The following is a 25,048-nucleotide window of genomic DNA, read 5'->3' as shown; positions in this document are numbered from 1 at the left end:
AAATATTGCTGGTTGAAGATGACAACATGCACGCAGATTTCCTGATGGAAATTGTCGAACATGCATTGCCCGAATTTGATGAAATCCTTGTTGCGCATAACGGCAAGGAAGCCGAAACCCTTGCCCACCGGCATCAAATTTCGGCAATCGTGATGGACCTGCGCATGAAGGAACACAATGGCATCGAAGCCGCGCGAACCATTTGGGCTGAACGTCCTGACACCCGTATTCTTTTCTGGTCAAACTATTCGGACGAAGCATATTTGCGTGGAATTACGCGAATTGTTCCCGATCAGGCGGCCTATGGATATGTTTTGAAAACCGCGACGCAGGACAAAATGCGGCTGGCGTTGCGGGCAGTCCTTATCGAAGCCCAGATTGTGGTTGATCGCGAAGTTCATCAGATACAAGCCCAGCAAATGCGCTCCCGCAGTGCGCTGACAGAATTCGAATATCTGATCCTGCTTGATCTGGCGCTGGGTCTTCCTGACAAGGCTATTGCCATGCGTCGGAAACTGTCGCTCCGCACCGTCCAGAACCGTTTGCTGTCGCTTTATGACAAGCTTGACGTAGAATCACAGGACCAGAACGAAATGGGCATTGTGTTGAACAAACGGACACGCGCTGTCTCCAGTGCCATTGCGCGTAAAGTAATCAATCGCGAAGGATTGATTGCCGCCAACAAAGAACTTGGCGAGTGGCTTGCGCGATCACCTGTTTCTCAAGATTAAGCCCAAGACCTTTCCCCACCTCTGTGGTTAAGACTAGTTCCGCAGATAGAGCGCATCTCACGGTAGCCCAACCGGTGTTCGTTCATCCTGAATCATGAGAATTCCGAGCATCGCCGGGCCAAGTTCCAAAAGCCATTCTTGCGTTCTGTAAATTTCTGCGAGGACGTAGCAATTTCCCTTGAAGCTGGGCTCTAGCACTGCAATCAGTTCAACGTTTACACGGAAGCCCTAGAGTTGATCAAACGCTGATGGAGGCTTTGTGGCCGGCAAGCTCTTGGTTCCTTGGGAAAACTCAGGACTGACCGAAGGTGACTCATATGCATTAGCCCTAAAAGGCAATGTTATTGTGAGGTTCGTCAATTACTGCGCCCTGCAACATTACAACTTTTGACGCAATTCGATTTCCAGTTCGTGCGGCTTCTTCAACAATTTTACCCAATAGCCGTTCCCCCAGATAACCACTGGCAAAAGAGTCTCCTGCACCGGTCGTATCAATAGGAGAAAGTTTTCTTTCAGGCTTTACGTTTTGCAGATCGATGGTGCCATTCCCTTGGTCAATCCAGCAACCATGTCCCCCGTCTTTGATGACCACTTCGGTAACACCGCACTCTTTCCATCGCATCAAAGCTGCCTTGGCATCCCTGATGCCCCAGAGTTCCCACTCATCCTCCATGGTTGTCAAAACGATATCCGCAAGTGAGGCAACCTGCAGCATAACGTCTTTGCAAACTTCGATGTCTGACCAAAGTTTTGATCGAAAATTTGGGTCAAAGGCGAAAAGCAATTCGCCCTTGGCCTGAGCAAGAGCTCCAAGAAGGGTTTGACGTTGTTCGCCATCCAAAATCGCCAAGGTTATGCCACTCAGATAAATGAGATCATACTCGCGACAGACCTTTGCGAATTCGGCGGCATCAACGCCCCTTAACATTTGGCGCGCCGCCGATGCAGAACGCCAATATTGAAAGAAGCGTTCACCTGCCTCATCGTTCTCGATCAGATACAGGCCTGGTGCGCCCCCGTGCACCCGCTGAATTTGCGCGGTTTGAAGCCCTTCTGATTTCATTTGCTCGATCATCAAATCGCTCAGGGGATCATCCCCCAACGCTGTCCAATAGGACACTGTCAATGCGTCGCCAAACAGTCGCTTGAAATAAACCGCCGTGTTGTATGTATCCCCGGCAAATGATCTTTTGAACTTACCATCCGTAAGGCTTGAGAACTCCACCATGCATTCCCCGATGCAGAGCACCTTTTTCGGTTCAGTCATGACGGACTATGCCCTTCTTCAAGATGATGTTGGCGTATTGAGCACGTTCACCCGTGGCAATAATGGCATAGGCATTTCGTGCACGTTCGTAGAAATCAAAGCGCGGCAGCACCGCCAAAGAATGCCCGGGATCAAACTGATCAATCAAGTTCTCGTATTTCGCACAGATTTCAGGAACACACTTTGGATCTTCGACCACCTGCATACGAAAAGCAGCTGAATCAACATACATATCAAGCGGAAAGTGGGTCAGAACGGCTTCGAGCATCTTGCCCCCTGATACGCCATCATAGCGATGAACAGTGTTCGATAATCGCATCGACGGAAAGTGCGCATCGGCGATGACGATTTCATCCCCATGCCCCATATCGCTCAAGGTCCTGAGCAATTCGCCATTGAGTAACGGATGTACGGATTTAAGCATCAAACGGCACCAACATTATAAAATCGTTGAGCATTTCCGCCGAATATTGCATCTAAAGCCATCGGAACTTCAGAGCGGCATACATCAAGTGCAATTTCATGCCACTGTTGGTAACTGCTTGCGACATTCACAACGGGCCAGTCACTTCCCCACATCAACCGGTCCGGCCCAAAGCACATCAACAGATGCTTGATAAAGGGCTCAAGTTCGTCGCGCACCCAATTCTCTCGCGCTTCGGTGACCAATCCTGAAAGCTTGCAATACACTTGCCGCTTTTGAGCCAGCAACGCGATATCGTGCTTCCAGTCATCGATCTTCTGATTGGCGATATCGGGCTTGGCACCATGATCAACGACTATTTTGAGGTCCGGCAACCGCTCAGTTAGACGCGCAATCACAGGCAAATGTCGTGGCTGAATCAGCGCGTCGAACGTTTTGCCATGACGTGCTATCTGCGCAAGCACCTCTATTCTGTGCTTTGCCAGTATCCAGTCAGTATCTTCGATCCCCTGCAAGACCGGACGCACCCCCAAAAACTTTGGCTGACGCATGCGCATCGTAAGGTGATCCACCACATCAGGTGCGTCGAAATCGATCCATCCGACAACTCCTGCAATGCAATCCGTTACCTCGGCAAGAGACAAAATATAACTTGTTTCTTCCTGGGTTTCGGCAGCTTGAACCAGTATTGTCTGCCTTACACCGGTATCGCCGAGATGTTGCATAAGATCGGCAGGCAAGTAGTCACGCTGTAATATTTCGGGCTCGGCGCTAAGCCAAGCATAATCCCCACGATCAAGTTTCCAGAAATGCTGGTGTGCATCAATCATGCCTGACTGCCCCACCCACCGACAATTTCATCACATGCATCCCAAAATGCGTCCGGTATCGACGCATCAAATGCATCAACGCTTTTCTGTATGCTCTGGGCTTTGCCTGTTCCGATCAAAACACTCGAAACCTGGCGGGATTTCAACGGAAACCGGATCGCTGCGTGGGCGAGTTTCACATTAAACTCATGGCATACGGTTTCAAGTTGTCGGACCATCTGCCTGACATGATCGGGCGCCAGCGCATAATCAAAATATGCACCCTCTACATCACCCGTCGCCAGAATACCGGAATTGAAAACCCCACCTATGATCAGTTCAGTACCATGGCGTTCGCACGCGGCGAGAAGGCCATGTTCTGCTGTTCGATCCAGTAAGGTATAGCGGCCTGCAAGCAAAATCAGATCAATGTCTAAATCAGCCATACTCCTGAGGCACACTTTAACTTCATTTACCCCAAGGCCGATTGCCTTGATGTCACCGTTACGCTTCAACTCATCAAGCGCTCGATACCCGCCTTCCACAAGATCACGGTAATGCTGTTCATTCCCGTCTTTGCCATGCGTCAGCGTTCCGATGTCATGGATGAAGGCAATATCAATCGGCACGTGACAAAGGCGCTCCTTGCTTTGCTCAAAACTGCGCATAATCCCGCTATAGCTGTAATCATACACAGGGCGATTGGGGAGCGGATTTACGAAGTCGGATTTCGGAATATCAGCCTTGTTTGCAACCGGTTCAAGTAACCGGCCGACCTTGGTTGACAGCATAAAATCCGCCGCTTTCCGGTCCGCAAGAAAACGTCCCAGCCGACATTCAGACAAACCAAAACCATAGAAGGGGGCGGTATCAAAGTACCTGATGCCTGATTTCCATGCGGCTTCCAGGACGTTCACAGCGTCTTCATCTGTAACCGCACGGTAAAGCCCGCCCAACGAGCTTGCACCGAATGACAGCTCACTGAGCTCAAGCTTGCCCTGAAGTGTTCGACGCTTCGAAATCATCAATTCCCCTTTTTACAGAACAGCACCGAAGCGCCATGGCACAAACTCGTTGTCGCCATATCCTAGTTCTTCGCTTTTGCTTTTTTCCCCCGAAGCAACATCAAGCAAACGGTGGTAAATTTGCAGGCCCATCTCATCCATTGGCGTGGCTGCTGATATGATCTGGCCACAGTCAATATCCATGTCGTCCTGCATGCGCCGATAAAGATCAGTACTTGAGGCAAGCTTGATACATGGCGCCGGACGGCTGCCAAAACATGATCCCCGTCCAGTTGTAAAAGCAACGACGTTTGCCCCACCCGCAACCTGACCGGTCGCAGAGACAGGGTCATATCCGGGCGTATCCATAAAAACGAGACCTGCCTGTTTTACTGTTTCAGCATATTTGTAGAATGCCCTGAGCGGCGTTGCCCCGGCCTTGCTGACTGCCCCTAAAGACTTTTCAAGAATTGTCGTCAAACCACCAGCCTTGTTGCCAGGCGATGGATTGTTATCGAGGCTAACCTGATTCTGCTCTGAATGCTTAAGCCACCAGTCCAGACAGGCACGCAGTTGATCGGCGACATCCGAACTGCTCCGCGAAATCAAAAGGCTTTCCGCACCGAATATCTCAGGGGTCTCTGACAGGATCGCAGTTCCGCCAGCTGCGACAAGATAATCCGTCGCACGCCCAAGGGCTGGATTTGCCGTAATACCAGAAAGGCCGTCAGAGCCACCACATTGCAATCCAAGGACAAGATGTTCGACTGAAACCTCTTCTCTTTGCTCAGACGCGCTAATGTTGATGCACATCTCCTCGATCAAACCCAGCGCAGATTTGATCGTTTCCGATGTTCCTCCAGCATCCTGTATGTTGAGCGAAAGTCGCTTGTCCTTTACAGCCTCAGACATTGCGTAGTTTTTTATCTGATTTACTTCGCAGCCTAGACCAACAAGAACAACACCCGCAAAATTCGGATGCTGAATATAACCATTGATCGTTCGTTGCAGAATTTCAAATGGTTCTCCGCTCATCGCGATTCCGCAGCCACTGTCATGGGTAATCGGTACAAATCCATCAATATCTGGGAAGCGATCAGCGAACGCGCGCTCAGCCCGGGAGGCAATCGCCCGACATACAGTTGCAGAGCAATTTACGCTTGCAATAATCCCCACATAGTTACGCGTCCCGACTTTTCCGTTCGCTCGACGAAATCCCATAAATGTTCGGCGCTCCGGGATAACGTCGCCGGACAACTCGCTTTCTGTTCCCTGCCCCAATGCACCAAGATCAGTGGAAAAACCAAGGTTATGCACATGCACCCAACTGCCTGCGTCGATATCACACTGGGCCACACCAATAGGCTGCCCAAACTTCCTGACAACTGATCCGGCCGGGATATCCTTGAGCGCGACCTTGTGATTTCTGGATATGTCCTGCACGGCAGTGACTCCATCAAGAAGCAAGCTTCCTTCACTGACATCTTGCAAGACGATACCGAGTTGATCCCCCACCTCAAGTATATGCGGTTTCATGAATGCCTCCCGGTTTCTAGTGAACGTATCGCAGCACGTAATCCGTCAAACACAAGATCCGAGCGCCATGCCCACAGGCTTTCAATTCTGCGTGCAACCTTGGCCTCGTGGTTTTGCGCGATATCAGAAATCCTGTGCGCCAGGAACGGGTTCTGAAACCGCTCAAGGCATGTGTCCCAGTACGCCGCTGCATTTGCCTCATCAGGCGCAAAGGCAGGAACAACCTCTGTCTTGATCAAATGATCCAACCATCGGAAAATGCTAGGGTCTTGCAAAATCTCATAGACAGTTTCGTATTTTGGGCGCTGTTCCTCGATCCATTTCTGCGCCAGAAGAGTATGCGCCAGATTAAGCATATGGAGTTTCTTGCGCGCCACAGGCCGAAGATCATCGACGATGACAAGGTCTTCATGATGAGCTGGAGATACAAAACCAGTCTGGTTTTCAATCGCCCACAACGCGTAAGGTTCGGCAACAGCGCCAATCGGCTCAAGCGGTTCAGACACAATACGATCAACAAGCGAATTCATCCAAAGACACTGATGTTCCAGCCATTCCAGAAAATCAGTGTCACCGGGTTTATTGTGCTTCGCCAGCTCAATGACCGTGTTTCGCAAAACCAAACCGTTATTGGTCACAAGCTCGCACGGCAAAAGCGTAACAGGACGCCCGTTCGTGCTGAAACGTTCAAAAAGCAAGATGGTCAACAGCTCGACAAAACTGGACCAGCCGGTGGCCGACAAATTCGTTCTGTCTGGCACCTTGAAACCGTTGTCGCCGGTATTGCTGATTACATAATCTGCATCATCAACAAAGATACGCCTGAGTTGTGCATAATCTTCACGGGCTGACAGTCCTTGCTGGACCGATGACACAGCCAAGGTTTCGTTGACTTCATGTCCATTACGAAGGCCACGCACAGCAATGGGAAATGAGTTGTGCTCATTGATGGCGGCAATGCGGGCTTTGCTTGCTGCCGAGCCGGTCGTTTCAACCATCGCAATCTTATGATCACTACTTTCTGAGAGGATCAGGTCCGCATGTGCCTGCAAAAACCTGCTCGTCCCGAACTGAACGATACGAATACTCATGTCACACCGAAATAATCGCTTTAATCATCTTGTCGCGGTTATGAACCCACGACATTATCTTTTCGGGAAACTCGTCCATCGTGCAGACATGCGTATTAAGCGCATTGGCATCAATTTCACCGGACCTGAACGCACTTAGTACCCGTTCAAAATCCTCCGAGGTTGCATTGCGGCTTCCAATCAGTTTCATTTCACGCTTGTGGAATTCCGGATCGGCGAAAGAAATATCGCCATGCACGACGCTAACCAGAACAAAGCTGCCACCATGTGCAACATATTGGAAACCTGATTGCATTGCTTTCTGGTTCCCCGTGGCATCGTAGACGACGTCAAACCCTTCGCCATCCGTTGCAGCCAGAATGTCAGAAGGTGATCTTTTGGCGTCGTGATGTCTGGAAAAGCCAAAACGGTCACTTGCCATTTCGAGACGGTCCTGACTGAAATCAAGCAAATGAACTTCAGCCCCTTGTGCCTTGGCAAACAGCGCAACCCCCAAACCGATTGGACCAACACCAACCACAAGCACTCTGTCATCCGATGTGACTTCGGACCGGCGAACGGCATGTGCGCCAATCGCCATGAATTCCACCATAGCCGCGTGCTGCACTGGCAAATCACCGGCAGGATACAAATTCTTTGCAGGCACGCTGATCCGTTCACACATCCCACCGTCGCAATGAACGCCCAAGACTTTGATTTGATAACAGCAATTTGGCTTTCCCCGCTGGCATGCACGGCAAGTACCACATGCAAGGTACGGGTTGATGATAACCACATCGTCCTGCTTGAAACCACAAGCAGGCTTTGCAACAACCCCGCCAAGCTCGTGCCCCATTACCCGCGGATATTCGAGATACGGATGCAACCCCTCATAGATATGAAAGTCCGTACCACACACGCCGACATGTTTGATATCTACGAGCACATGGTCTGCGTCAGCCGTGCTTGGCTTATCGCGTTTTTCGAGTTCAAGGATGCCGGGTTCACGGCATACCAGTGATTTCATCATTTCGCAGTTCCTGCTCTGTCATTTGGCCCAACGGCCAAGATGCGGATAAAAGTTACGAGGCAACCAGATTTCTGGGGGCCCAATTATCCGGCAACTTGCCCAGGATAATGAGGCTAAGGACATCGTCCTTGGTCACTTCATCAATACGATGCGTGCCGACATTCTGTCCGTTCTTCATCACCATGATGCGGTCACAGAGATCAAAGACATCGTTCATGTCATGGCTGATCAGAAAAATACCGATGCCTTTGTCACGCAATTTTTGAATAAGCTCCGCGACCATGGCCGTCTCCGACGGTCCAAGGGCCGCGGTTGGCTCATCCATAATCACAACGCGGGCATTAAAATATATCGCGCGTGCAATGGCGATCACCTGACGCTGCCCCCCTGACATATTAAGCACCGTGTCGGTAATGTTCTTGAAATTCGGATTAAGCTGCCCAAAGGCCTGCCGGGCCTCCATCTCCATGCGCTTGTCATCAAGTGTACCAAACCGTGTTTTAAGCTCGCGCCCTAGAAACAGGTTTGCCGGCGCATCAAGGTGATCTGCCAAGGCAAGTGATTGGTATATCGTCTCAATCCCGCAGTGACGCGCCTCAATCGGGTTTGCAAGCGCCACTTCTTCCCCATTGACCATAATCGTGCCGTCAGTGCGGTTCATGGCACCTGACAAAATTTTCATCAAACAGGATTTACCAGCACCGTTATGGCCCAGAACGCCAACAACCTCGCCCGGACGCAATTCCACCGAAACATTCTCGACGGCATGAACGCCACCAAAACGCTTGCCAATATTTTTCATTTCAACAATTGGTGCGGGCGCTACCATTTTACTCACTCCCCGTGACTTCCAATCAAGGCCGGAGGGGTTTCCCCTCCGGCTTGTTTGCCCCGCGATCAGTAAAGAACGTTTTGGGCTTCTGCACTGTCGATGTTTTCTTTGGTCACCATGACCAAACCGGTGTTGATGAATTTCTCAACCGTTTTGCCCTCGGCAACGTCGATGACGGCATTGACGCCAAGCTGTCCCATCTGGAATGAGCTTTGAACCGCAATGGCATCAAGTGTTCCGTCGCGGATAAAATCCTGAAGGTCTTTGTTGCCGTCAAAACCGATGGCAACAAGTTTGCCCGCTTTGCCTGACTGCAAGATGGCGCGTGCCATGCCAACGGCAGTTGGCTCGCTGGCACCGTAAATGCCCTTAAGATCGCCATTGGCCGACAGTACATCCGTGGTTTGGTTCAAAGCCAGTGCCATCTGCGATTGCGAATAGAACGGTCCAACAATTTCAATGTCAGAATTGGCTTTGATATATTCGATGAAACCGCCAACGCGGCCAATTTCCGAACCGACACCCGCGACAAATGACATTACCGCGACTTTTCCGGTTTTCCCGACCTTGTCGATCATCATCTGGGCGACAAGTTCACCGGCCTTGCGGTTGTCGGTGGCAAGGAATGCCTGATAGTAGCTTTCCGCTGATTTCGACAGCAGGCTGTCGATAATCACCACCGGAATACCGTTCTCGTTTGCGGATTTCACAACAGGAACGAGTGCTTCTGTATCCGACGGCGCCAGCACAATGCCTGCGACTTTCCTGTTGATCGCGTTCTGAACAAGGTTGACCTGTTCGGCGATTGCAGTGTCTGATTCCGGGCCTTGGAACGTGATGTCATAGCCCTCGGCCTTGGCGGCCGCACTGCTGGCCCCCTTATTGACGTTCTGCCAGAAATTGGAGTTGGTCGTTTTCACGATGACGGCAATTTCCTTGTCGGCTGCGGCGGCACCGGTCACAAGCGCGACAGATGCAATCAAGCCAAGTATCCCTGATACGATCTTTCTCATAGGTTCCTCCGGTTGATATTGAATTGTTATTGATTTTAACGGCTTAGGCAGATCACCGGCGGTTCCGCAGATGATCGATATAGACTGCGCCGATGATGACGCAGCCGATGATGATTTGCTGGATGAAGCTTGAAACGCCGTTCATATTCAGGCCGTTGCGCAAAATGCTGATCACAAACGCACCGATCATGGTGCCAGAAATGGTTCCAACACCCCCCATAAGGGATGTCCCACCAATCACGGCTGCGGCAATGGCATCAAGTTCATACATAATGCCTTCATTGGGTTGTGCTGTGACCAGACGCGACATCAAAACAATCCCGCAGATCCCAGCCAGAAAACCCGATGTGGCATAAGCAAACATTTTGGTGGAATTAACATTCACCCCGGCCAGGCGCGACGCATGTTCGTTGGACCCGACCGCATAGATGTGACGACCAATCGCCAGACGGCGCAATATGAATGCAACGATAATCGCCATCACGATCATGATGAGGACCGGATACGGAATTCCCGGAAACAGGACTTTTGGCAAGCCATTCGCCCCAACAGAAAGTGTCCGGAACAAGGACCCGTTGCCCAGCACCCCAAAGGCTTCGCCAAGCTGCGAAACCGGTGCGGCACCTGTTAACTGCAGGGCAATACCACGGGCAATCAACATCATGCCCAATGTCGCAATAAACGGTGCGAGGCGCATCTTCGTAACAACAAAACCATTCACGAAGCCACAAACGGTACCAACCAGCACACCGGCCGACATCGCGAGCCATACGGCCCAGCCGTCCTTGACCAAAAGTCCAGCAACAGTCCCGGAAAGGGCAAGAACCGAGCCAACACTCAGGTCTATGCCACCCGTCAAAATTACCACAGTCACGCCAATGCCCAGCAATGCTATAGACGTCGTCTGCAGTGAAACTGTCATCGCGTTGCCAACGCTAAAGAAGGCGTCGCTGGTTATTGCAAATACCGCGACCAGCACAACCAAGCTAAACAGCGCAGCAAACTTCTGAATGATATCCTTGCGCTCATCCCCACCTAAATGGCCCCACAAAAACCCAAACCGTCCTTTAGCCGTCACACCAGTCTGTGTGGAAGTTCCCTCACCACTCACCGCCATCTCCCTGTTTTCTTCGAACTGGAGACAGGTTGAGCCGGAAACGGGAACGCTCGAAATATCAAAGATGCCGAGCACCCAATGCCTACCAGCTGGACGCTGCCTTCCCTAGCGCTGTGAGAGCCGCAAGCGATCTCACAGGATGTTTTTTATCTTTAATGTACATTTCTCACAGGCCTTAGATACTGTCAAATGTTTTTTATTGATAAAAATCATTTCCGATATTATTCAGTAAGCAAGAACACAAAAAACACAGACAAGAGCGGGCGATGACCAAAGCAAATACGCGCTTCAAGGAGAGCTTCAATCAATGCCTGGGCATCATTGACGACCTCGCCATCGGAGCGGAACTACCAGGTGAAGTCGCCCTTGCAGACGCACTGAAAGTCAGCCGAACGACCGTTCGTAACATCCTGACTTCGCTGAATGATTTGGGCATCATTGATTGGCAGGGACGGGCAAAAGTGATCCTGCGTCACAGTAAAAAAGATGAATTTTTCTCTGATCAGGAAACAAGCCCGATCTCGGAACGCATCGAAGGTAAATTCCTTAAATGGATCCTGCACGGCGATATTGCCCCGGACGCTCCGTTGAATGAACTTGAACTTGCAAGACAATTCAATGTCGGCACATCGTCGGTGCGCGAATTCCTGATCAATTTCAGCCGATTTGGACTAATTGACAAAAAGCAAAATCAAAGATGGGTTTTGCGCGGATTTACCAAAGAATACGCGCTGGAGCTTTCTGACGTACGTGAAATGTTTGAACTGCACGCCGTACGAAGCTTTGTTGACCTTCCCGATGATCACGCAGCATGGAAACAACTTGATAAGCTTGAAAGTCAGCACCTCAAGCTTCTTGATCAAATTGATACGCAATATTCTCGCTTCTCGGAACTTGATGCACGATTTCACGCAACCTTAAACCGGGTCTCAAACAACCGGTTTGTTGACGAGTTCCAGGACATCATCTCTTTGATTTTCCACTATCATTACCAATGGAACAAAAAAGACGAGAAAGAACGCAACGAGGCCGCAATTCTAGAACACCTCGCCTATATAAAAGCCCTCCGCAGCCGCAATTGGGAAGCCATAAAGTCCAACGCGATAAAACACCTTGGCACCGCGAAAAACACTCTTCTGCGCTCATTGAACCAGAATTAGCCGGCAACGAATATTTTGCGCCTAAGATGAAGACCGCACCTCTCAAATCAACCAGCCTCGCACATGCGAATTTGCATGCTGCGATGATCTGCAAATCCGAGAAGTATTCAATAACCCCGAATTATGACAAACACATCAACAGGACACAGCTTTCTGCTCAGTAAAAATCGTGACTGTCAATTTTCAGATTGGGTGGGGATTGTGATTTCCGGGGGTGTGACTGGCTGAGCTGATCCAGCCCGTTTGCCCAGCGCAGGTTTCGCGGATGGGTATTGTTGCTGCGCGCGATTTTGGTGTTGTCTGTCAACCCTTGCAGCATGCCGGTCAGGTCAACCAGCTTGTCGGCAATGACGTTGGTTACACCATCTTCGCGCTGAAGCTTTCCGGCAACGCCCAGAACGGTTGCCGTCATGATCTCGCGGCGATATTTTTCCATCACCTTGTTCCAGACCACCAGATTGGTGATGCCGGTTTCATCCTCAAGAGTTATGAAAACAACACCCGATGCCGTGCCCGGGCGCTGGCGGACAATGGCAAGACCGGCATGGCTCAGCCTTTCGCCATCACGTACAGCAGAAAGTTCGGCGGCCTTACAGATACCAGATTCGCCAAGTGCATCGCGCAGCATGCTCATCGGGTGTCCCTTCAGCGACAGGCGCAGGCTTGCGTAATCCTCGATAATTTCCTCGCCGGGGCCCATGATGGGCAAATCAACCGGTGCTTCCGGACCAAATTCGGCGGAGACACCCATATTATGGTTAAAGTTCTGGGCAGCTTCAAACAATGGCAGGCTTTCCGGTGGCTTGCGTCCCTTGCCAAAACGGCGCACGGCCCAAAGCGCTTCGCGGCGTGACAGTCCAAGCGATCCGAATGCATCGGCCTCGGCCAGTTTTTCAAGGGCGGCGGGTGACAACCCGGTTTGACGCGCCATCAGATACACATCCTGAAACCCGCCAGCCGGTCGATTGGCAATCAGGGGAAGGGCATCAAGTTCGCCAAACCCCTTGATTTGACGGAAACCGAGCCGGACGGAGTGATAGCCAGCGGCACGGCCCGATTCACGCTCGAGCCGGTTATCCCAGAAGCTGTGATTGATATCGATCTCAAGTACCCGCACCCCGTGATTGCGTGCATCATTAACAAGCTGCGCCGGGGCATAGAACCCCATTGGCTGGGAATTCAAAAGCGCACATAGAAACACATCGGGATGATGGCATTTCAGCCAGGATGACGCATAGGCCAGAATGGCGAAACTGGCCGCATGGCTTTCGGGAAATCCATAATCGGCAAAACCTTCGATCTGTTTGAAGCAGCGTTCGGCAAAATCGGGATCATAGCCATTGGCAAGCATGCCATTGATGAATTTGTCACGATGCTCCCCAATGGTGCCGGTCCGCTTGAAGGTCGCCATGGCACGACGAAGGTTATCGGCCTCCCCACCGGAATAGCCCGCCGCTACCATGGCGATCTGCATCGCCTGTTCCTGAAACAGCGGCACGCCGCAGGTGCGTTTTAAAACCGCTTCGAGTTCCTTGGATGGATAGTCGACCTTTTCGCGACCCATGCGCCGTTGCAAAAACGGATGTACCATGCCGCCCTGAATGGGGCCGGGGCGGACAATGGCGACCTGAATGGTCAGATCATAGATGCTTTGCGGTTTAAGGCGCGGCAGCATGCTCATTTGCGCGCGTGATTCCACCTGAAACGTGCCGATGCTGTCGGCCTTTTCAAGCATTCTGTAAGTCGCCCTGTCCTCCTTGGGCAGAGATGCAAGATCATGATCGATATTCTTGTGTGTTCGCAGTTCTTCGAGCGCTTTTCGAATACAGGTCAGCATTCCGAGTGCCAGCACATCAACTTTCAAAATCCCCAGCGCATCAATGTCATCCTTGTCCCATTCAATGGTGGTGCGATCTGCCATTGCGGCATTGGCAATGGGTGACAATTCACAAAGCGGTCCTCGGGTGATGACAAAACCGCCAACATGCTGGGACAAATGGCGCGGAAACCCGGTCAGTTCACCAGCAATATCAAGCACCGCCTTAAGGCGTGGTTCATCGGGATGAATGCCAGACTGACGTATCATCGCATCATGCGCACCCTTGCTGCTTGATCCCCAGATGGTTTTGGTCAGCTTAACGATACTATCTTCGGACAGACCAAACACCTTGCCAACATCGCGTATGGCACTGCGCGAGCGGTATGAGATGACCGTTGCCGTCAACCCGGCACGTTCCCGGCCATAGCGTTCATAGATGAACTGAATGACTTCTTCGCGCCGTTCATGTTCAAAATCGACATCGATATCAGGCGGCTCATTGCGCGCATTGCTGATGAAACGCGAAAACAGCAATTCGACCTCATTCGGGTCGACGGACGTCACATGCAGGCAAAAGCAAACCGATGAATTCGCAGCCGACCCACGCCCCTGACACAGAATTCCTTTGGACCGGGCAAAGGCGACAATGTCATGCACGGTCAGGAAATAGGGGGCATAGCCCAGCTCATCAATCAGTTTCAGTTCGGTCTCGATCAGGTTTTTGACCTTATCGGGGATGCCGTCGGGATAGCGTTTATGTGCCCCTTCCCATGTCAGGCGGATCAAGCGATCCTGTGTTCCTTCGCCCGATCCGTCATTTTCATCAGGGTATTCATAGCGCAGCTCATTCAGGCTGAAGGTGCATTGATCGGCAATCTCGACGGTGCGGGCCAACCAGTGCGGGTGCCCCGGAAACAGGCGCGCCATTTCACCCGGGGATTTGATATGACGTTCGCCATTGGGAAACAGACGGTATCCTGCATCCTCAATCGTGCAGTGATGGCGAATGCAGGTCAAAACATCCTGCAAGGGTTTGCGCGACCGCAAATGCATATGCACGTCATTGGTGACCACGGCGGGAATACCAAGTTCGGCCTCGATGGTTTGGGTGAATTCCAGCCGCTCGCTGTCAAACCCGTCCATGAACCGCCCGACCGAAAGCCAAAGCCGGTCGCCCAGATGTTTCTTAAGGCTGACCAGCTCGGTGCGAAAGGCATCATCGGGAAGCTGTGGCGGGATGGCGATGAACAGAAGGCCTGTGCGATGCTCAATAATATCCGCAATATAAATCTCGCATGATCCCTTTGGCGCACGGCGTTTGCCCGATGTCAGGAGACGGCATAGCCGGGCATAGGAATCCCGATCGGTCGGGTAACACAGGACCGATGGCCCATCCACCGGATCCAGACGGCACCCCACCACATATTTCAGCCGGTCAGCATGATGGCGATGGGCCGCATAACCCCGCACGATCCCGGCAAGCGTATTGCGATCGGTGATGGCAATTGCGTGCAGCCCTTTTGTTGCAGCTGTCAGGACCAGTTCCTCGGCATGGGATGCGCCACGCAGAAAGGAAAAATTGCTGCTGACCTGAAGTTCGGCATAGGCCGGGGAAGAAGACCCGGATTGTGGTTTGGTATCTGGTTTTGTCATCGCTTTATCCGGCAAAAAGCCCGTGAACCGACCAGATATCCTGCCCGGCATGGCCGGTACGAAACAGCCACAGCATCCGCCCTTTCCGATCAAGGATGCGGAAATAGTCACGCGTCATTTGCGACAGGGCGTAATTGTTCCGATCAAGATGCTCCCACCATTCCGGGCAGATGCGCTCCGGTCCTTCCACCCGTGAAACATCAAGGATAATCTTGCGCCAGCGCAGCCGGATTGGCGCACCACCCGGGGTGCGCAGGATCACCTCTGCCGGTTCGGGCGGTTCAAACAGTCTTACAGGACGCTTGGGCAGAATGACCCCGGCCAGACGGGCAGGTTTGCTGGTAGAAGTCGGGGCTTGGCGGATAGCGGCCCGTTCCGGAAGGTGGCTTGCATGATGGGCGGGACGATAAAGGATGTCGTTTGGCTCCAGATGGTGGCTGAGCCGGTCGATCAATTGTGCCAGGGCCGTCGCATCCCCGCTTTGATCCTGCTGACGATCCAGTCTGGCCTGCCTAAAGGTGACATGTTCGACCCAGGGCGCATGGATAATGACCTGTTCAATGCCAAACCCGGTATCGACACCAGGCATTTTTTCCGCAAGCAGGCGCAGGATATGCTTCGGTGACTGGCAGGGAGTACTGGTTGTGCTTGTGATGGTATGCCGATGACCGTCCACGCGGATGATTCGGATCATGATCCGCCGCAGACCAAGATTATCAGCCTTCAGCCTGTCGCAAAGTGTTGCTGTCATGGCCTCAATTGCAAGGGCCAGATTATCCGCATCGCCAAGCGGTTCTGCAAAACCCTGCTTCACAAGCCACGGCGTATCGGGCAGTTCAAAATCAAGATGTTCGGGCAACCGTCCATAGAATTGATCCAGACGCCGCAAGACATCCGGTCCCATGCGGGTCGTGATATTGGCGCGCGGCAGGGGCGTGATGTCTCCCAGTTGCTTCAGGCCCAGGCGCGATAAAAGAGCAATGATGTCATCGGGCAAGCGCAAGGAGGAAACCGGAAACCGGGAAGCAACTCCGTGATCTTCGGGAAGTGACAGGATGCGTTCGGATGCCGTGCCTGGATGATGGCGCGCAGCCGCCCAGGCGGCTGCGGCTGTATCGGCAATGGCAACCCGGGCTTCATGCCCCCGGTGTTTCATGTCGAGCATGATCTTGCCGATCATGGCAGCCTCGCCCCCAAACAGGTGACTGCCTCCGGTGATTTCCAGCCACAGCCCGCCATCCCCGATCAGGCTGTTCACATGCAGCTCACGATCCGGGGCCACCCATGGGCTGTATCGGTCCATATGACGGACCAGTTGTGCCATGTGGCGCCCCAAAAGCTCTGCCTCTTCGGGCATGTTTTGCAGATCAGGCAGAATGCTGCGTGCATCAGACAGGCGCATACCACCATGCAACCCGGCATTCCGGGCCGCCTTGTTCAAACCACAGACAAAAACACCTTTGTGATCTGTACGCGTAATCACATGCGGCGCCCGGTTGGGACTGGTTTCTGATCGGGTTACATCGCCCGGTTCGCGGGGGTGATCAGGCGTGAATGACCCGGTCTTTGGGCCTGTGGTTTGGCATTCGGTTTTCCAGTGGGGCAACCACAGATAAAGAAAACGTTGTCGCATCAACTTTTACTCTCCAGCTTCCCGGTCGGACCCCGCGTCCCCCGATCAGGCTGAGATGATGAATGTTCCCTGTTCTGTTCTGTGTGACACCTGACACCGGCTCAATCCTCCAGCGTGTCAGTGCACTTGATGGCATCATGCGGTTGCCCTGAGAAGCCCGGCGCATGACAATCATCCGTGTTCCGGCAACCTCACAGGCCAGTTGCAAACGTCGTGATGCCGTCAGGTCATAATCGGTGGTTTCCAGTATGATGGATGCAACCTGTCCCGATTTGGCGACCTCTTCACATGCCCAAAGTGCTGTTGCCTGCTGATCAACCACCATCATCAGCGGTTGGAAACGGGCATCAGCAGACATCGGCAAAGCCAAGTGATAAAACCCTCCCTGATCAATCGCCCGTCTCTGTCTGATCCAGAAAACGGACCTTCCTGCTGATTCTGTATCCGGTTTGCCCTGATCTATTTGTGCCAGATACCATGCCAAAACCGATGATGCCCCGGCATCATGACAGAAGATCACTTCATGCAAGCCAAACGGTGCTATACCGCCAAGGCTGATATTTGATGATAACGACATAGAGCCAAAGGCATGTGCAACAACCTGACCGGCCTGAGCAGACAAACCGGGATCCGGCCTTCTGCATATTTTCTCTGCCCGCACCAACACCGCACGGGCTTCATTGAGACGCTCAGTTAACATCACACCAAACAACAAATGTTCACTATTTGTTCTTATTTAGGGATGCAACATTGCAGAGTCAAATTAAAAGCCCTATCAATGGTCAATGTGTTTGGTAAGGTTGAGATTTGTAACTCACTTGGGAACTGAGGCTGCTTACAGAGCAGCAACCCAGCATATCGGCACCATATTACCGATTCCTGAAAACTTTGGAGCCAGAAACTATCGAAAGCTCAGATCGCTATAGCACGATTTTCTACAGACCTTGTGAAAGCTAACTTAAGCCCTCACATGTCCCTGTAACTGCGGACAGGATTCAGCAACTTGGAAAATTATGGGAAATCGCACTCAGCAAAAACTCTCAGAACCTCTCACCTCTGAGTTTCTGAAAAATGTGTATGAGGACAATGGCCTAGTAAGGCTCAGTTATCTGCTGAAAGTCTTGCATCTGAGTAAAGTTGAAATGGCTCCTGCAATCGGCCTATCACTAGACGCTCTCTCCAGAAAAAAGAGACTAACAACAAATCAAACACAGCAACGTCTCAACCAACTGGTTCAAATTCTAAACCGAGTTCTTCCATGGACTGGATCGGTCGCAGCCGCTTGGGCTTGGTATAGATCACAACCATTACCGGGATTTGGTGATTTGACCGCCGAACAATTAGTTAAAGACGGCCAATGCAAAGCGATATTGGAATATCTCGAAGAAATTGATAATGGAGGTCACGCGTAAACCGTATCAGGACATGCCATCATGGACATTCAAAACCACCGAAATTCTTGTGATCACATCGACGGGGACGAATGCACGTGCCCAAGACTTCTACTTTCTCAACCGATTGCAATAGGCTGACCTCAAAGGCTTTCCAACCAATGTAATTTGGTCTCTCGTAAATAGGGGCTGGCGCCAGGAGGAATCAGAAGGAATAAATGGCAAAATGGTGGGCCCGGCGAGACTTGAACTCGCAACCAGACCGTTATGAGCGGTCGGCTCTAACCAAATTGAGCTACAGGCCCTGCATGACATCCTCATCCCATTTGGCAGAATGTTCTATGCTGCTCGTCAAACTAGAGATTTCAGCTTGCACGTCAAGCTATATATCTCGACATTAGGGTTTATATGTTAAGCTTACTCAAGGCCCCCAACATCTAGAAATTTGATACACCTATCTTAGCGAGAAAAATCATAGGAGGGGAACTGTGACCGATACAGTCATTCCTCACGATCAGGTAGAGCGACACTTTGCCGATGCGACAAAAGCTGCGAAATCAGGGTCAGTGATCATCACAACAAATGGATCTCCATCCCATGTCCTGATGACCTTTGAGGCGTATCAGAGACTAGTCCAGAATACCCGAAGCATTGCGGATCTCTTTTATTATCCTGGTGCAGCGGATATTGAGTTTGAACCAAAAAGGCTGGAAACCAGGACAAAGACAGGGGACCTAGAATAAGCCGCACTAATCGTTGTTGCCCCTACAGTATCTGCTACTCCGGTCACCCCCCTAAAGACCCGTAGCTATTAGTCAAAACGGGTCTTGTTGGCAAACAGCGATTTTAAGGCCTCATTTGGCTCCGAAGAACGATCTAACTCTTCATAAAATCTTGCACCTTGTCCGGATTCAAAACAAACGTTGCTCGGTCCATAGTATCCATTTTAGCCTGCATCACTGCAGAGCTAACAATATAGTCTGAAACACTAGCTCCCGATAAGTTCCGCTGCTTTCCGAAGAATCAATTCGTCATCCGGATTTACTCGAACAGTTATTCTACCAATCAGCTTTTCTGCACCAGTTTGCCTGTGCATGAGCATCCTCCAGCCTATAAATCTTATGCCTCGATGATTTCGTGGGTCAGATGGAAGTCATTCGTCATTCAAAGTGTGGGCCGAGTTGATAACCTTACGCGTGTGAAAGATACCAATTACGAACCTGCCTTCTGTCCACATGAAAACAGCTCAGCAAATTCTCATCATCCTTTTTCCGATAATAGAGACTTAACGCTCCTTCTTTGCAGGCATGGAACAATCTGCAATAGCTGGCACCTTGCTTGTTATAGGCAGCAACCGCTTCTGACAAACGCAAGGTTTCTCTCCCCACTCTTGACGGCTTTGCTAGCTTACGAAGACTATGCAGCCACTCGTCCACAACCTGTCGATCATAGTACCATTGCGGCCATCCATCTTTTTCTGGAGAGTGGAAAGCATTAAGAATATTGCCCACTCCAAGGGTGTATAGAGAATGCAGAGATATACCAAGTTCTTGACTAAGCTCGTGCCTTCCTAGCAAGCGTTCTTTAATTTGACCATATTCTCGAACACTGTCTCTGTGGACACAAACGATATCCCCGTAACTGGTATGGAACATTTTACTCTGCAAGAAGTTGCGGTCGACAAGACGTTTGAATTCTTGACGTCCAACCCCTAACTGTTTGCGGGCAACGAAACCTGGCATATACGTTCGCCGATCACGGGTATTTAGGATGGCAGGGCTCCCTCTGTCGGTTAAAAGTTGGCCCTTCAATCTGTCATTCATGTAGTCTTGGAGACCATCAAACAGAAATTGAAGCCTCTTTTGCATTGCAACTAGGCTCTTGTAAAACCCTCCAAACATCCAATGCATAACAATTGCCCCATTTGGTGCACCTTTACCCGCACAGATATCATCGAGGAACTTGAAATACCCGGAAGGCCAGTTAACCAATGCGCCAGAAGCATGATCCATCTTTTCAATCATAGTTTCTGGTCTTGCCTCCAACCATCCATGGTCGATATCGCCTTCTCCGCGCCAGGAACGCATCGCCAAAAAGGATATCGTCTGCAGGAGCATATAAAGATCACCATCCACAATCTGTTTCGGGAAACCGAACTCGGTCAAATCGAAATTCGTACCAAGAAACTTGTTAGAGATGAGCTGCATGAGTGCCTGAACGGAATCAGAGCACTCTCTCCCTTCACCGTTATGCTGACACCCGGGTAGGCAGGGGGCTACTCGCCCCCTGTTGAATATGACGGGTTCCTTGCAAGCGGGACAGGCCTCACGCAACAATTCCCCATGTTCCGGACAGTGCGTAACGGCTTTCAAATCCCACAGTCCCGAGACAAACCCTTTTTCCCGCAAACATGAAAAACAGACACGCTGGCTCGGCCAGTACAAGTACTGCTTGGGAATAATCTCTCCCATCGACAGAATAACATGCAGGTTGTTTCCCTTCGCACTCACGTAGTAGCAGAGGGATTTCATTTCTTCTGCCGAGGCCCCTACAACCGTGGCCAAACGATCAAGACGGGTACTCATCTTGGAGAGAGTCTCTTCCGTGAGATTAACTCCTGCCAAGTTTCCGATCCAAGACATATGGGGATATCGGTTCAGTTCCGCCATTCTGATCAGATAACCGACCAGACTCTCGTACTGGATCGGCGGCGACCTAAAAAGGAGGGATTTAGAGGATGCCATATAAACCATCCTTTCCTCCATTTTTGTTCTTACTTATCTTGTTTTTTCCAGGACGGATTGTTGCCTGCCCGACCTCAAAAGTCACAGCCCCTAATTCACCCACAGCATCATGCAGGTGCCGAAACCGCAGTGTTTCATCCCCGTCAATCAATGCTTTTTCGGTCGCATGATGGACAACTTTCATCATGTAACCAAGAAGCCCTTTATTTTCATCAACTACATATTTGATCGCGTTCGGATCATTTAGCGCTGATAGCTCGGGTCGTGGAAGTGGCAAATGCTTGTTCAACATGTGAAAAAACAGGAACACGGATTTTCGGCTTTCTTCCGTATCAAGATCGAAGGGCATAATTCCGATCTTGCCGTTTCGTCTCGTCTCGAGCTGAGGGTTCAGTGCGAAAATATTGTGAACTTCAGGCAAGCCCGCAAATACGATTGGTTTGCGTAATATCTCCACCTGGGTTTTCAACCAGTCTGCCGCATCGTACTGTCGTTTTGCACTCCCACGGTTGGTCAGATGCTGAAACTCATCAAAGATCAGCATCTCGACTCCCGTGCGATCAACATAATCTTTGATCCTGAGTTCCATATCCTGCCGGGTGCCTTTCACACTCGACAGGTCTCCCAGAGCCATGAGTATGCTCGCGGCAAGGTTTTTGACCGTACAACTCTCAGGCACAATAACGAACAGCACCTTCTTGAATTGGCCGCTCTCGTTGTGAAGATTGCAATAGTCCTCAATGATGGAGGTCTTACCTGCTCCTGTTTCACCGACCATTGTCAGAATTCCCGGCCGGGCAGCATGACGTCCTGTTTGATGGAAATTCGCAATTTTGGTCAGCGCATCCTGAAAGGCATCATGTGCAATCCTGCGATCCCGAAAGGCGGCAAGTTTAATAGCCTGCTCTTCGGTAAGAAGCTTCTCGAACTCATGCATCCGCTTCACCCCCATCACGGTTTTGCCTTCCCGCACGAGAAGATCTCCATCCCCGTCGTTTCAATTCCTCGTCAAGTTCTTCAGGCGACTGAAATGGTGAAGTGAATTCGGTATCTGGCATGACATCGTCATTATCATCTTCAGCAGCCCCGTCCAAAGCAGGCAGCGGGCCATTATCGTTGCCGGCTTTCCTTTCCTCGCTGCTGACACGATTGGCCGCCTTGCGTTTTCTTTTTTGGCGACTTTTGATGAGATCTTCAGCCACTTCGAACAATGACTGCCGCACTTCGAGAAATTCATCTTCCGAGGATTTTCTCAGATCCAGCTTTTGCTTGAGCATCGCTTTGCGAATAATGCGATGACGCCAAATCGATAATTGCGACGCATATGTTTCGTAAATGCATGTGACTGGAAGGAAAACCTTCGCATGAGGGTCCTCGACAAAGATCGTCGACAAGTCCTCGGGATCGAATTTGACGCGAACGTCCGGGTTTGCTTTCTTCCCTGATCCATTTTTCATCAGACGCTGCCGAAGCAACTGCACGGCATCCGACTGATAGCTCAATCCCATGATCTTGATACCGGCTCGGGTCAGCTTTTTTAGCTTAACCTTCAACAGCAATACAGACAGGTCTTGCTGATCAGAAATGAAACGAACCGGATGCTTCTGCACGCCATCCTGCCATTTCTCCAGCGGAAACTGATCCAGCGTCGAATGAACTGTAACCGCATAATCATCGACGATGAATTTTGTCAGCAGGAATTCCAAATCCTCAATTGTTAAACAGGCGGCGTCCTCAGACGGATAGTCACCTCTTTGTTCTGGGTTGGAAAATGTTGTGCCGGGCAAGGTATGGATCAGCTTTGTGTTTAACGTTCCGAAGAAGCGTTCAACTGCGCCCTTATAATGAGGTGTTCGAGCCGGATTATATTCCAGTGAAACACCTAGCTGATTGCAACTGTCCTGCAAATCTTGCGAGTGGAACTCCAGACCATTGTCGAGAACCAAAGTGTCCATCAAACCAAAACACGGCCACTCTGATGAGAACTTAGCGTCCATCATGGTACCCGGCTGGGCTTTGACTTGCGACAATACTTGTTCAAGATAATGCTCTTTGGGAAGGATTGCATGCTTCAAGCAATGCATGACAGAAACATAGCTCGGAGCGTCAAAGCTAATGTAGAACCCGACAGGCATTCGACTGTAAAGGTCTAGGGCCACGGTCAACCAAGGTCTTCCCAGCAGTTCACCCGACTGAAGTCTTAAGATGATGTCCATCAAGTGATGATCCACTTGCACAATGTGCAAAGGAAATTTCGCACCGACGCCAACTCCGACAGAGGCAAAGACCTTGTCAGCTTCTTTTCGCCCTTTTTGGGCTGCCATCACTTGATAGGGATTGAGCCCTGCAAGAAAACGGTAGATGCTTCGCGCCGAAGGTACATGCATACGCCCAGCTTCTGGGTGAAGTTTGTTTTCTTTTACCAACCGGCTTTTAAACAGCTTGAAAACGCTGAGTTTCGTTTTCGGGGTTCGGATGAGGTAGTGATCCTCGATAACTTCCTGAAGTATTTCAAACGATCGGTTGCACAGACATGTCGGTCGTCGCCCCTTCACGTGATGCCGAGGAAGAAGAGCCGTGATGTTCCGCCCGCCTTTGATCCACGCATCATACCACCTCCAAACTGCCGTAAAACTTGGCGGCAACGAAATCCCGCCCGTCACTGCACTCTTGATCACGTCATTTATAGCTGTTGTTAAGTTGCTTTCGGCAAGATGCTCATCGACTTTTTCAACATAACTTAGCCGTTCGCGTGCAACTGCCTTGTCCCTCTCATTAAAAGCATCAAACCGTTTTTCAATTTGACCTTTTAAATTGACCATCGTTTCAGGAACTTTCTGGTCTATTGACGCTTCACCGTCGATGATTTTTTCCACCAGTTCGCGCGTGGAGATCAGAAGAGGTTTACCTGTTTGACAACATGTGAGGTTCAACTCACCGGTTTCGGTGTGGCAAGTGACTTTATAAACTGCTTCGTCTAAACGAACTCGAGAGTTCACCGGAATATGGATCATTGTCATTGTTCGATCTCCCCGTCGTAAAACCATACGAGACTATCTGCGGTTATAGGCTTGTTGAGATCGACACACAGCTTGCCTTCCGCGATGTAAGGCAAGACGGCCTCAAATGCGTTATCCGCACTTATTTTCCGCGCAAGTTCACCAATTGATATCCGTTTTCTTCCGCCGAAGGCACGTGCGATCGAAATGGTGGAATATATTGTTCCACCGAGCAGGCGATAAGGTTGCAGGAGATCGACGTTTGAGACCAACGGCTCTGGGCGAATTTGGTCTTCTGTCCACACCTCGAAAGAGTATCCCTCCGCCTGAAGCACAAGCCGGATGATTTCAAACCTATCGAAAGTGTCACCTTTCAAGAGTTTATCGTTCGGCTTAACTTCAATGAATTTACGTCCTGTACGAGTTTTAACCTCTATATCCGGGTAGTAAATTCGCTGTTTCCCGGCAAACTCGTAGATGAACCCGCCCGGCTGCGACCAGTATGCCTCCACCTCGGGCAGGATATCCAAAATTCTCATGCAATCCCGTTCTAGCTGAGATTCCCATGGAACTGAACGTCTGTTCCTGCTGCTAAAGAAACGGCCGACGACGCGACCTTTACTGGGGGTTACAACCCTCCGTCCTGGCTTATGCATATCATTCTCCTCATCGCTGAATTTAGGCAAAATGATCCTGTGGCGTGCTTGACACGCAATGCTTGCCTGAGAGGAAAGAACGTGCTAAAGGAGAATGTAACCACACTATCTCGCTTTTGCGACGTATCTAACCGTCTCAGACATTCTGGGGCGGTTTTTG

Annotated in this window: 21 protein-coding genes, 1 tRNA gene and 1 pseudogene; 4 read left to right on the top strand and 19 right to left on the bottom strand. The window is 50.8% G+C overall.

The window, feature by feature from the left end:
* Window positions 1-731, top strand: a 731-nt coding sequence (locus TH19_RS21945; RefSeq protein WP_147250813.1) for a response regulator transcription factor, incomplete at its 5' end; no start/stop codon positions are given.
* 328 nt (window positions 732-1,059) lie between these two features.
* Here TH19_RS21945 and TH19_RS21940 read toward each other — a convergent pair.
* The 10 genes from TH19_RS21940 to TH19_RS21895 all read right to left on the bottom strand — a co-directional run bounded on the left by TH19_RS21940 (window position 1,060) and on the right by TH19_RS21895 (window position 10,638).
* On the bottom strand, window positions 1,060-1,998 hold the full coding sequence (locus tag TH19_RS21940; RefSeq protein WP_114104498.1) for a sugar kinase: 939 nt from the start codon (window positions 1,996-1,998) through the stop codon (window positions 1,060-1,062).
* Entirely contained in the window at window positions 1,991-2,422 is a 432-nt protein-coding gene (locus tag TH19_RS21935; RefSeq protein WP_114104497.1) for an RbsD/FucU family protein, read from the bottom strand. The genes TH19_RS21940 and TH19_RS21935 overlap by 8 nt, the downstream gene beginning before the upstream one ends.
* Window positions 2,422-3,252: an amidohydrolase family protein gene (locus TH19_RS21930; protein ID WP_114104496.1), complete on the bottom strand. Its 831-nt coding sequence runs from the start codon at window positions 3,250-3,252 to the stop codon at window positions 2,422-2,424. Before TH19_RS21930 ends, TH19_RS21935 begins: the two co-directional genes overlap by 1 nt.
* Entirely contained in the window at window positions 3,249-4,256 is a 1,008-nt protein-coding gene (locus TH19_RS21925) for an aldo/keto reductase (RefSeq protein ID WP_220151788.1), read from the bottom strand. Before TH19_RS21925 ends, TH19_RS21930 begins: the two co-directional genes overlap by 4 nt.
* 12 nt (window positions 4,257-4,268) lie before the next feature.
* Window positions 4,269-5,771, bottom strand: a complete 1,503-nt coding sequence (locus tag TH19_RS21920) for a UxaA family hydrolase (RefSeq protein ID WP_114104495.1) — start codon at window positions 5,769-5,771, stop codon at window positions 4,269-4,271.
* Window positions 5,768-6,862 carry a mannitol dehydrogenase family protein gene (locus TH19_RS21915; protein ID WP_114104494.1) on the bottom strand — a complete coding sequence of 365 codons (1,095 nt, stop codon included), beginning with the start codon at window positions 6,860-6,862 and terminating at the stop codon, window positions 5,768-5,770. Before TH19_RS21915 ends, TH19_RS21920 begins: the two co-directional genes overlap by 4 nt.
* Window position 6,863: 1 nt before the next feature.
* The gene (locus TH19_RS21910) at window positions 6,864-7,871 is read right to left on the bottom strand and encodes a zinc-binding alcohol dehydrogenase family protein (protein WP_220151787.1); all 1,008 of its coding nucleotides are present in this window, start codon (window positions 7,869-7,871) and stop codon (window positions 6,864-6,866) included.
* Window positions 7,872-7,923: 52 nt separating this feature from the next.
* A complete protein-coding gene (locus TH19_RS21905; protein WP_258548089.1) occupies window positions 7,924-8,700 on the bottom strand; it encodes an ATP-binding cassette domain-containing protein in 777 nt (258 codons plus the stop codon).
* A gap of 68 nt (window positions 8,701-8,768) precedes the next feature.
* On the bottom strand, window positions 8,769-9,716 hold the full coding sequence (locus TH19_RS21900) for an ABC transporter substrate-binding protein (protein ID WP_114104493.1): 948 nt from the start codon (window positions 9,714-9,716) through the stop codon (window positions 8,769-8,771).
* 52 nt (window positions 9,717-9,768) lie between these two features.
* The gene (locus TH19_RS21895; RefSeq protein ID WP_258548088.1) at window positions 9,769-10,638 is read right to left on the bottom strand and encodes an ABC transporter permease; all 870 of its coding nucleotides are present in this window, start codon (window positions 10,636-10,638) and stop codon (window positions 9,769-9,771) included.
* Between the two features lie 461 nt (window positions 10,639-11,099).
* On the opposite strand from TH19_RS21895, the gene TH19_RS21890 reads away from it, so the two are divergent.
* Window positions 11,100-11,993 (top strand): GntR family transcriptional regulator, encoded by an 894-nt coding sequence (locus TH19_RS21890; protein ID WP_114104491.1) that lies wholly within the window; start codon window positions 11,100-11,102, stop codon window positions 11,991-11,993.
* Between the two features lie 157 nt (window positions 11,994-12,150).
* On the opposite strand, the gene TH19_RS21885 is transcribed toward TH19_RS21890, so the two are convergent.
* From TH19_RS21885 to TH19_RS21875, 3 genes are all read right to left on the bottom strand, one after another.
* Window positions 12,151-15,465, bottom strand: a complete 3,315-nt coding sequence (locus TH19_RS21885; RefSeq protein WP_114104490.1) for an error-prone DNA polymerase — start codon at window positions 15,463-15,465, stop codon at window positions 12,151-12,153.
* A 4-nt stretch (window positions 15,466-15,469) separates the two neighbouring features.
* Window positions 15,470-16,948 (bottom strand): Y-family DNA polymerase, encoded by a 1,479-nt coding sequence (locus TH19_RS21880; RefSeq protein ID WP_114104489.1) that lies wholly within the window; start codon window positions 16,946-16,948, stop codon window positions 15,470-15,472.
* A 61-nt stretch (window positions 16,949-17,009) separates the two neighbouring features.
* Complete coding sequence (locus TH19_RS21875; RefSeq protein ID WP_258548087.1) at window positions 17,010-17,720, bottom strand: ImuA family protein; 711 nt, start codon at window positions 17,718-17,720, stop codon at window positions 17,010-17,012.
* A gap of 391 nt (window positions 17,721-18,111) precedes the next feature.
* Between TH19_RS21875 and TH19_RS21870 the strand changes: the two genes are divergently transcribed.
* On the top strand, window positions 18,112-18,510 hold the full coding sequence (locus tag TH19_RS21870; RefSeq protein ID WP_114104487.1) for an XRE family transcriptional regulator: 399 nt from the start codon (window positions 18,112-18,114) through the stop codon (window positions 18,508-18,510).
* 206 nt (window positions 18,511-18,716) lie between these two features.
* Here the strand turns inward: TH19_RS21870 and TH19_RS21865 are convergent.
* Window positions 18,717-18,794 (bottom strand) — tRNA-Ile (locus TH19_RS21865).
* Window positions 18,795-18,977: 183 nt separating this feature from the next.
* Between TH19_RS21865 and TH19_RS21860 the strand changes: the two genes are divergently transcribed.
* On the top strand, window positions 18,978-19,232 hold the full coding sequence (locus TH19_RS21860; RefSeq protein WP_114104486.1) for a type II toxin-antitoxin system Phd/YefM family antitoxin: 255 nt from the start codon (window positions 18,978-18,980) through the stop codon (window positions 19,230-19,232).
* Between the two features lie 133 nt (window positions 19,233-19,365).
* Here the strand turns inward: TH19_RS21860 and TH19_RS23275 are convergent.
* The 5 genes and pseudogenes from TH19_RS23275 to TH19_RS21835 form a co-directional block, all read right to left on the bottom strand.
* Window positions 19,366-19,479, bottom strand: a pseudogene (locus tag TH19_RS23275) (hypothetical protein); the annotation flags it as partial.
* A gap of 200 nt (window positions 19,480-19,679) precedes the next feature.
* Window positions 19,680-21,233 (bottom strand): TniQ family protein, encoded by a 1,554-nt coding sequence (locus tag TH19_RS21850; RefSeq protein WP_181846518.1) that lies wholly within the window; start codon window positions 21,231-21,233, stop codon window positions 19,680-19,682.
* Window positions 21,220-22,206 (bottom strand): TniB family NTP-binding protein, encoded by a 987-nt coding sequence (locus tag TH19_RS21845; RefSeq protein WP_147250812.1) that lies wholly within the window; start codon window positions 22,204-22,206, stop codon window positions 21,220-21,222. Before TH19_RS21845 ends, TH19_RS21850 begins: the two co-directional genes overlap by 14 nt.
* On the bottom strand, window positions 22,163-24,253 hold the full coding sequence (locus TH19_RS21840; protein WP_181846517.1) for a Mu transposase C-terminal domain-containing protein: 2,091 nt from the start codon (window positions 24,251-24,253) through the stop codon (window positions 22,163-22,165). Before TH19_RS21840 ends, TH19_RS21845 begins: the two co-directional genes overlap by 44 nt.
* On the bottom strand, window positions 24,250-24,771 hold the full coding sequence (locus TH19_RS21835) for a TnsA endonuclease N-terminal domain-containing protein (RefSeq protein WP_181846516.1): 522 nt from the start codon (window positions 24,769-24,771) through the stop codon (window positions 24,250-24,252). The genes TH19_RS21840 and TH19_RS21835 overlap by 4 nt, the downstream gene beginning before the upstream one ends.
* Between the last annotated feature and the right edge of the window lie 277 nt (window positions 24,772-25,048).

The sequence above is a fragment of the Thalassospira profundimaris genome, assembly GCF_003326675.1.
GTDB classification, from domain to species: Bacteria; Pseudomonadota; Alphaproteobacteria; order Rhodospirillales; family Thalassospiraceae; genus Thalassospira; species Thalassospira aquimaris.
This window is presented reverse-complemented; position numbering and strand designations above follow the sequence as displayed.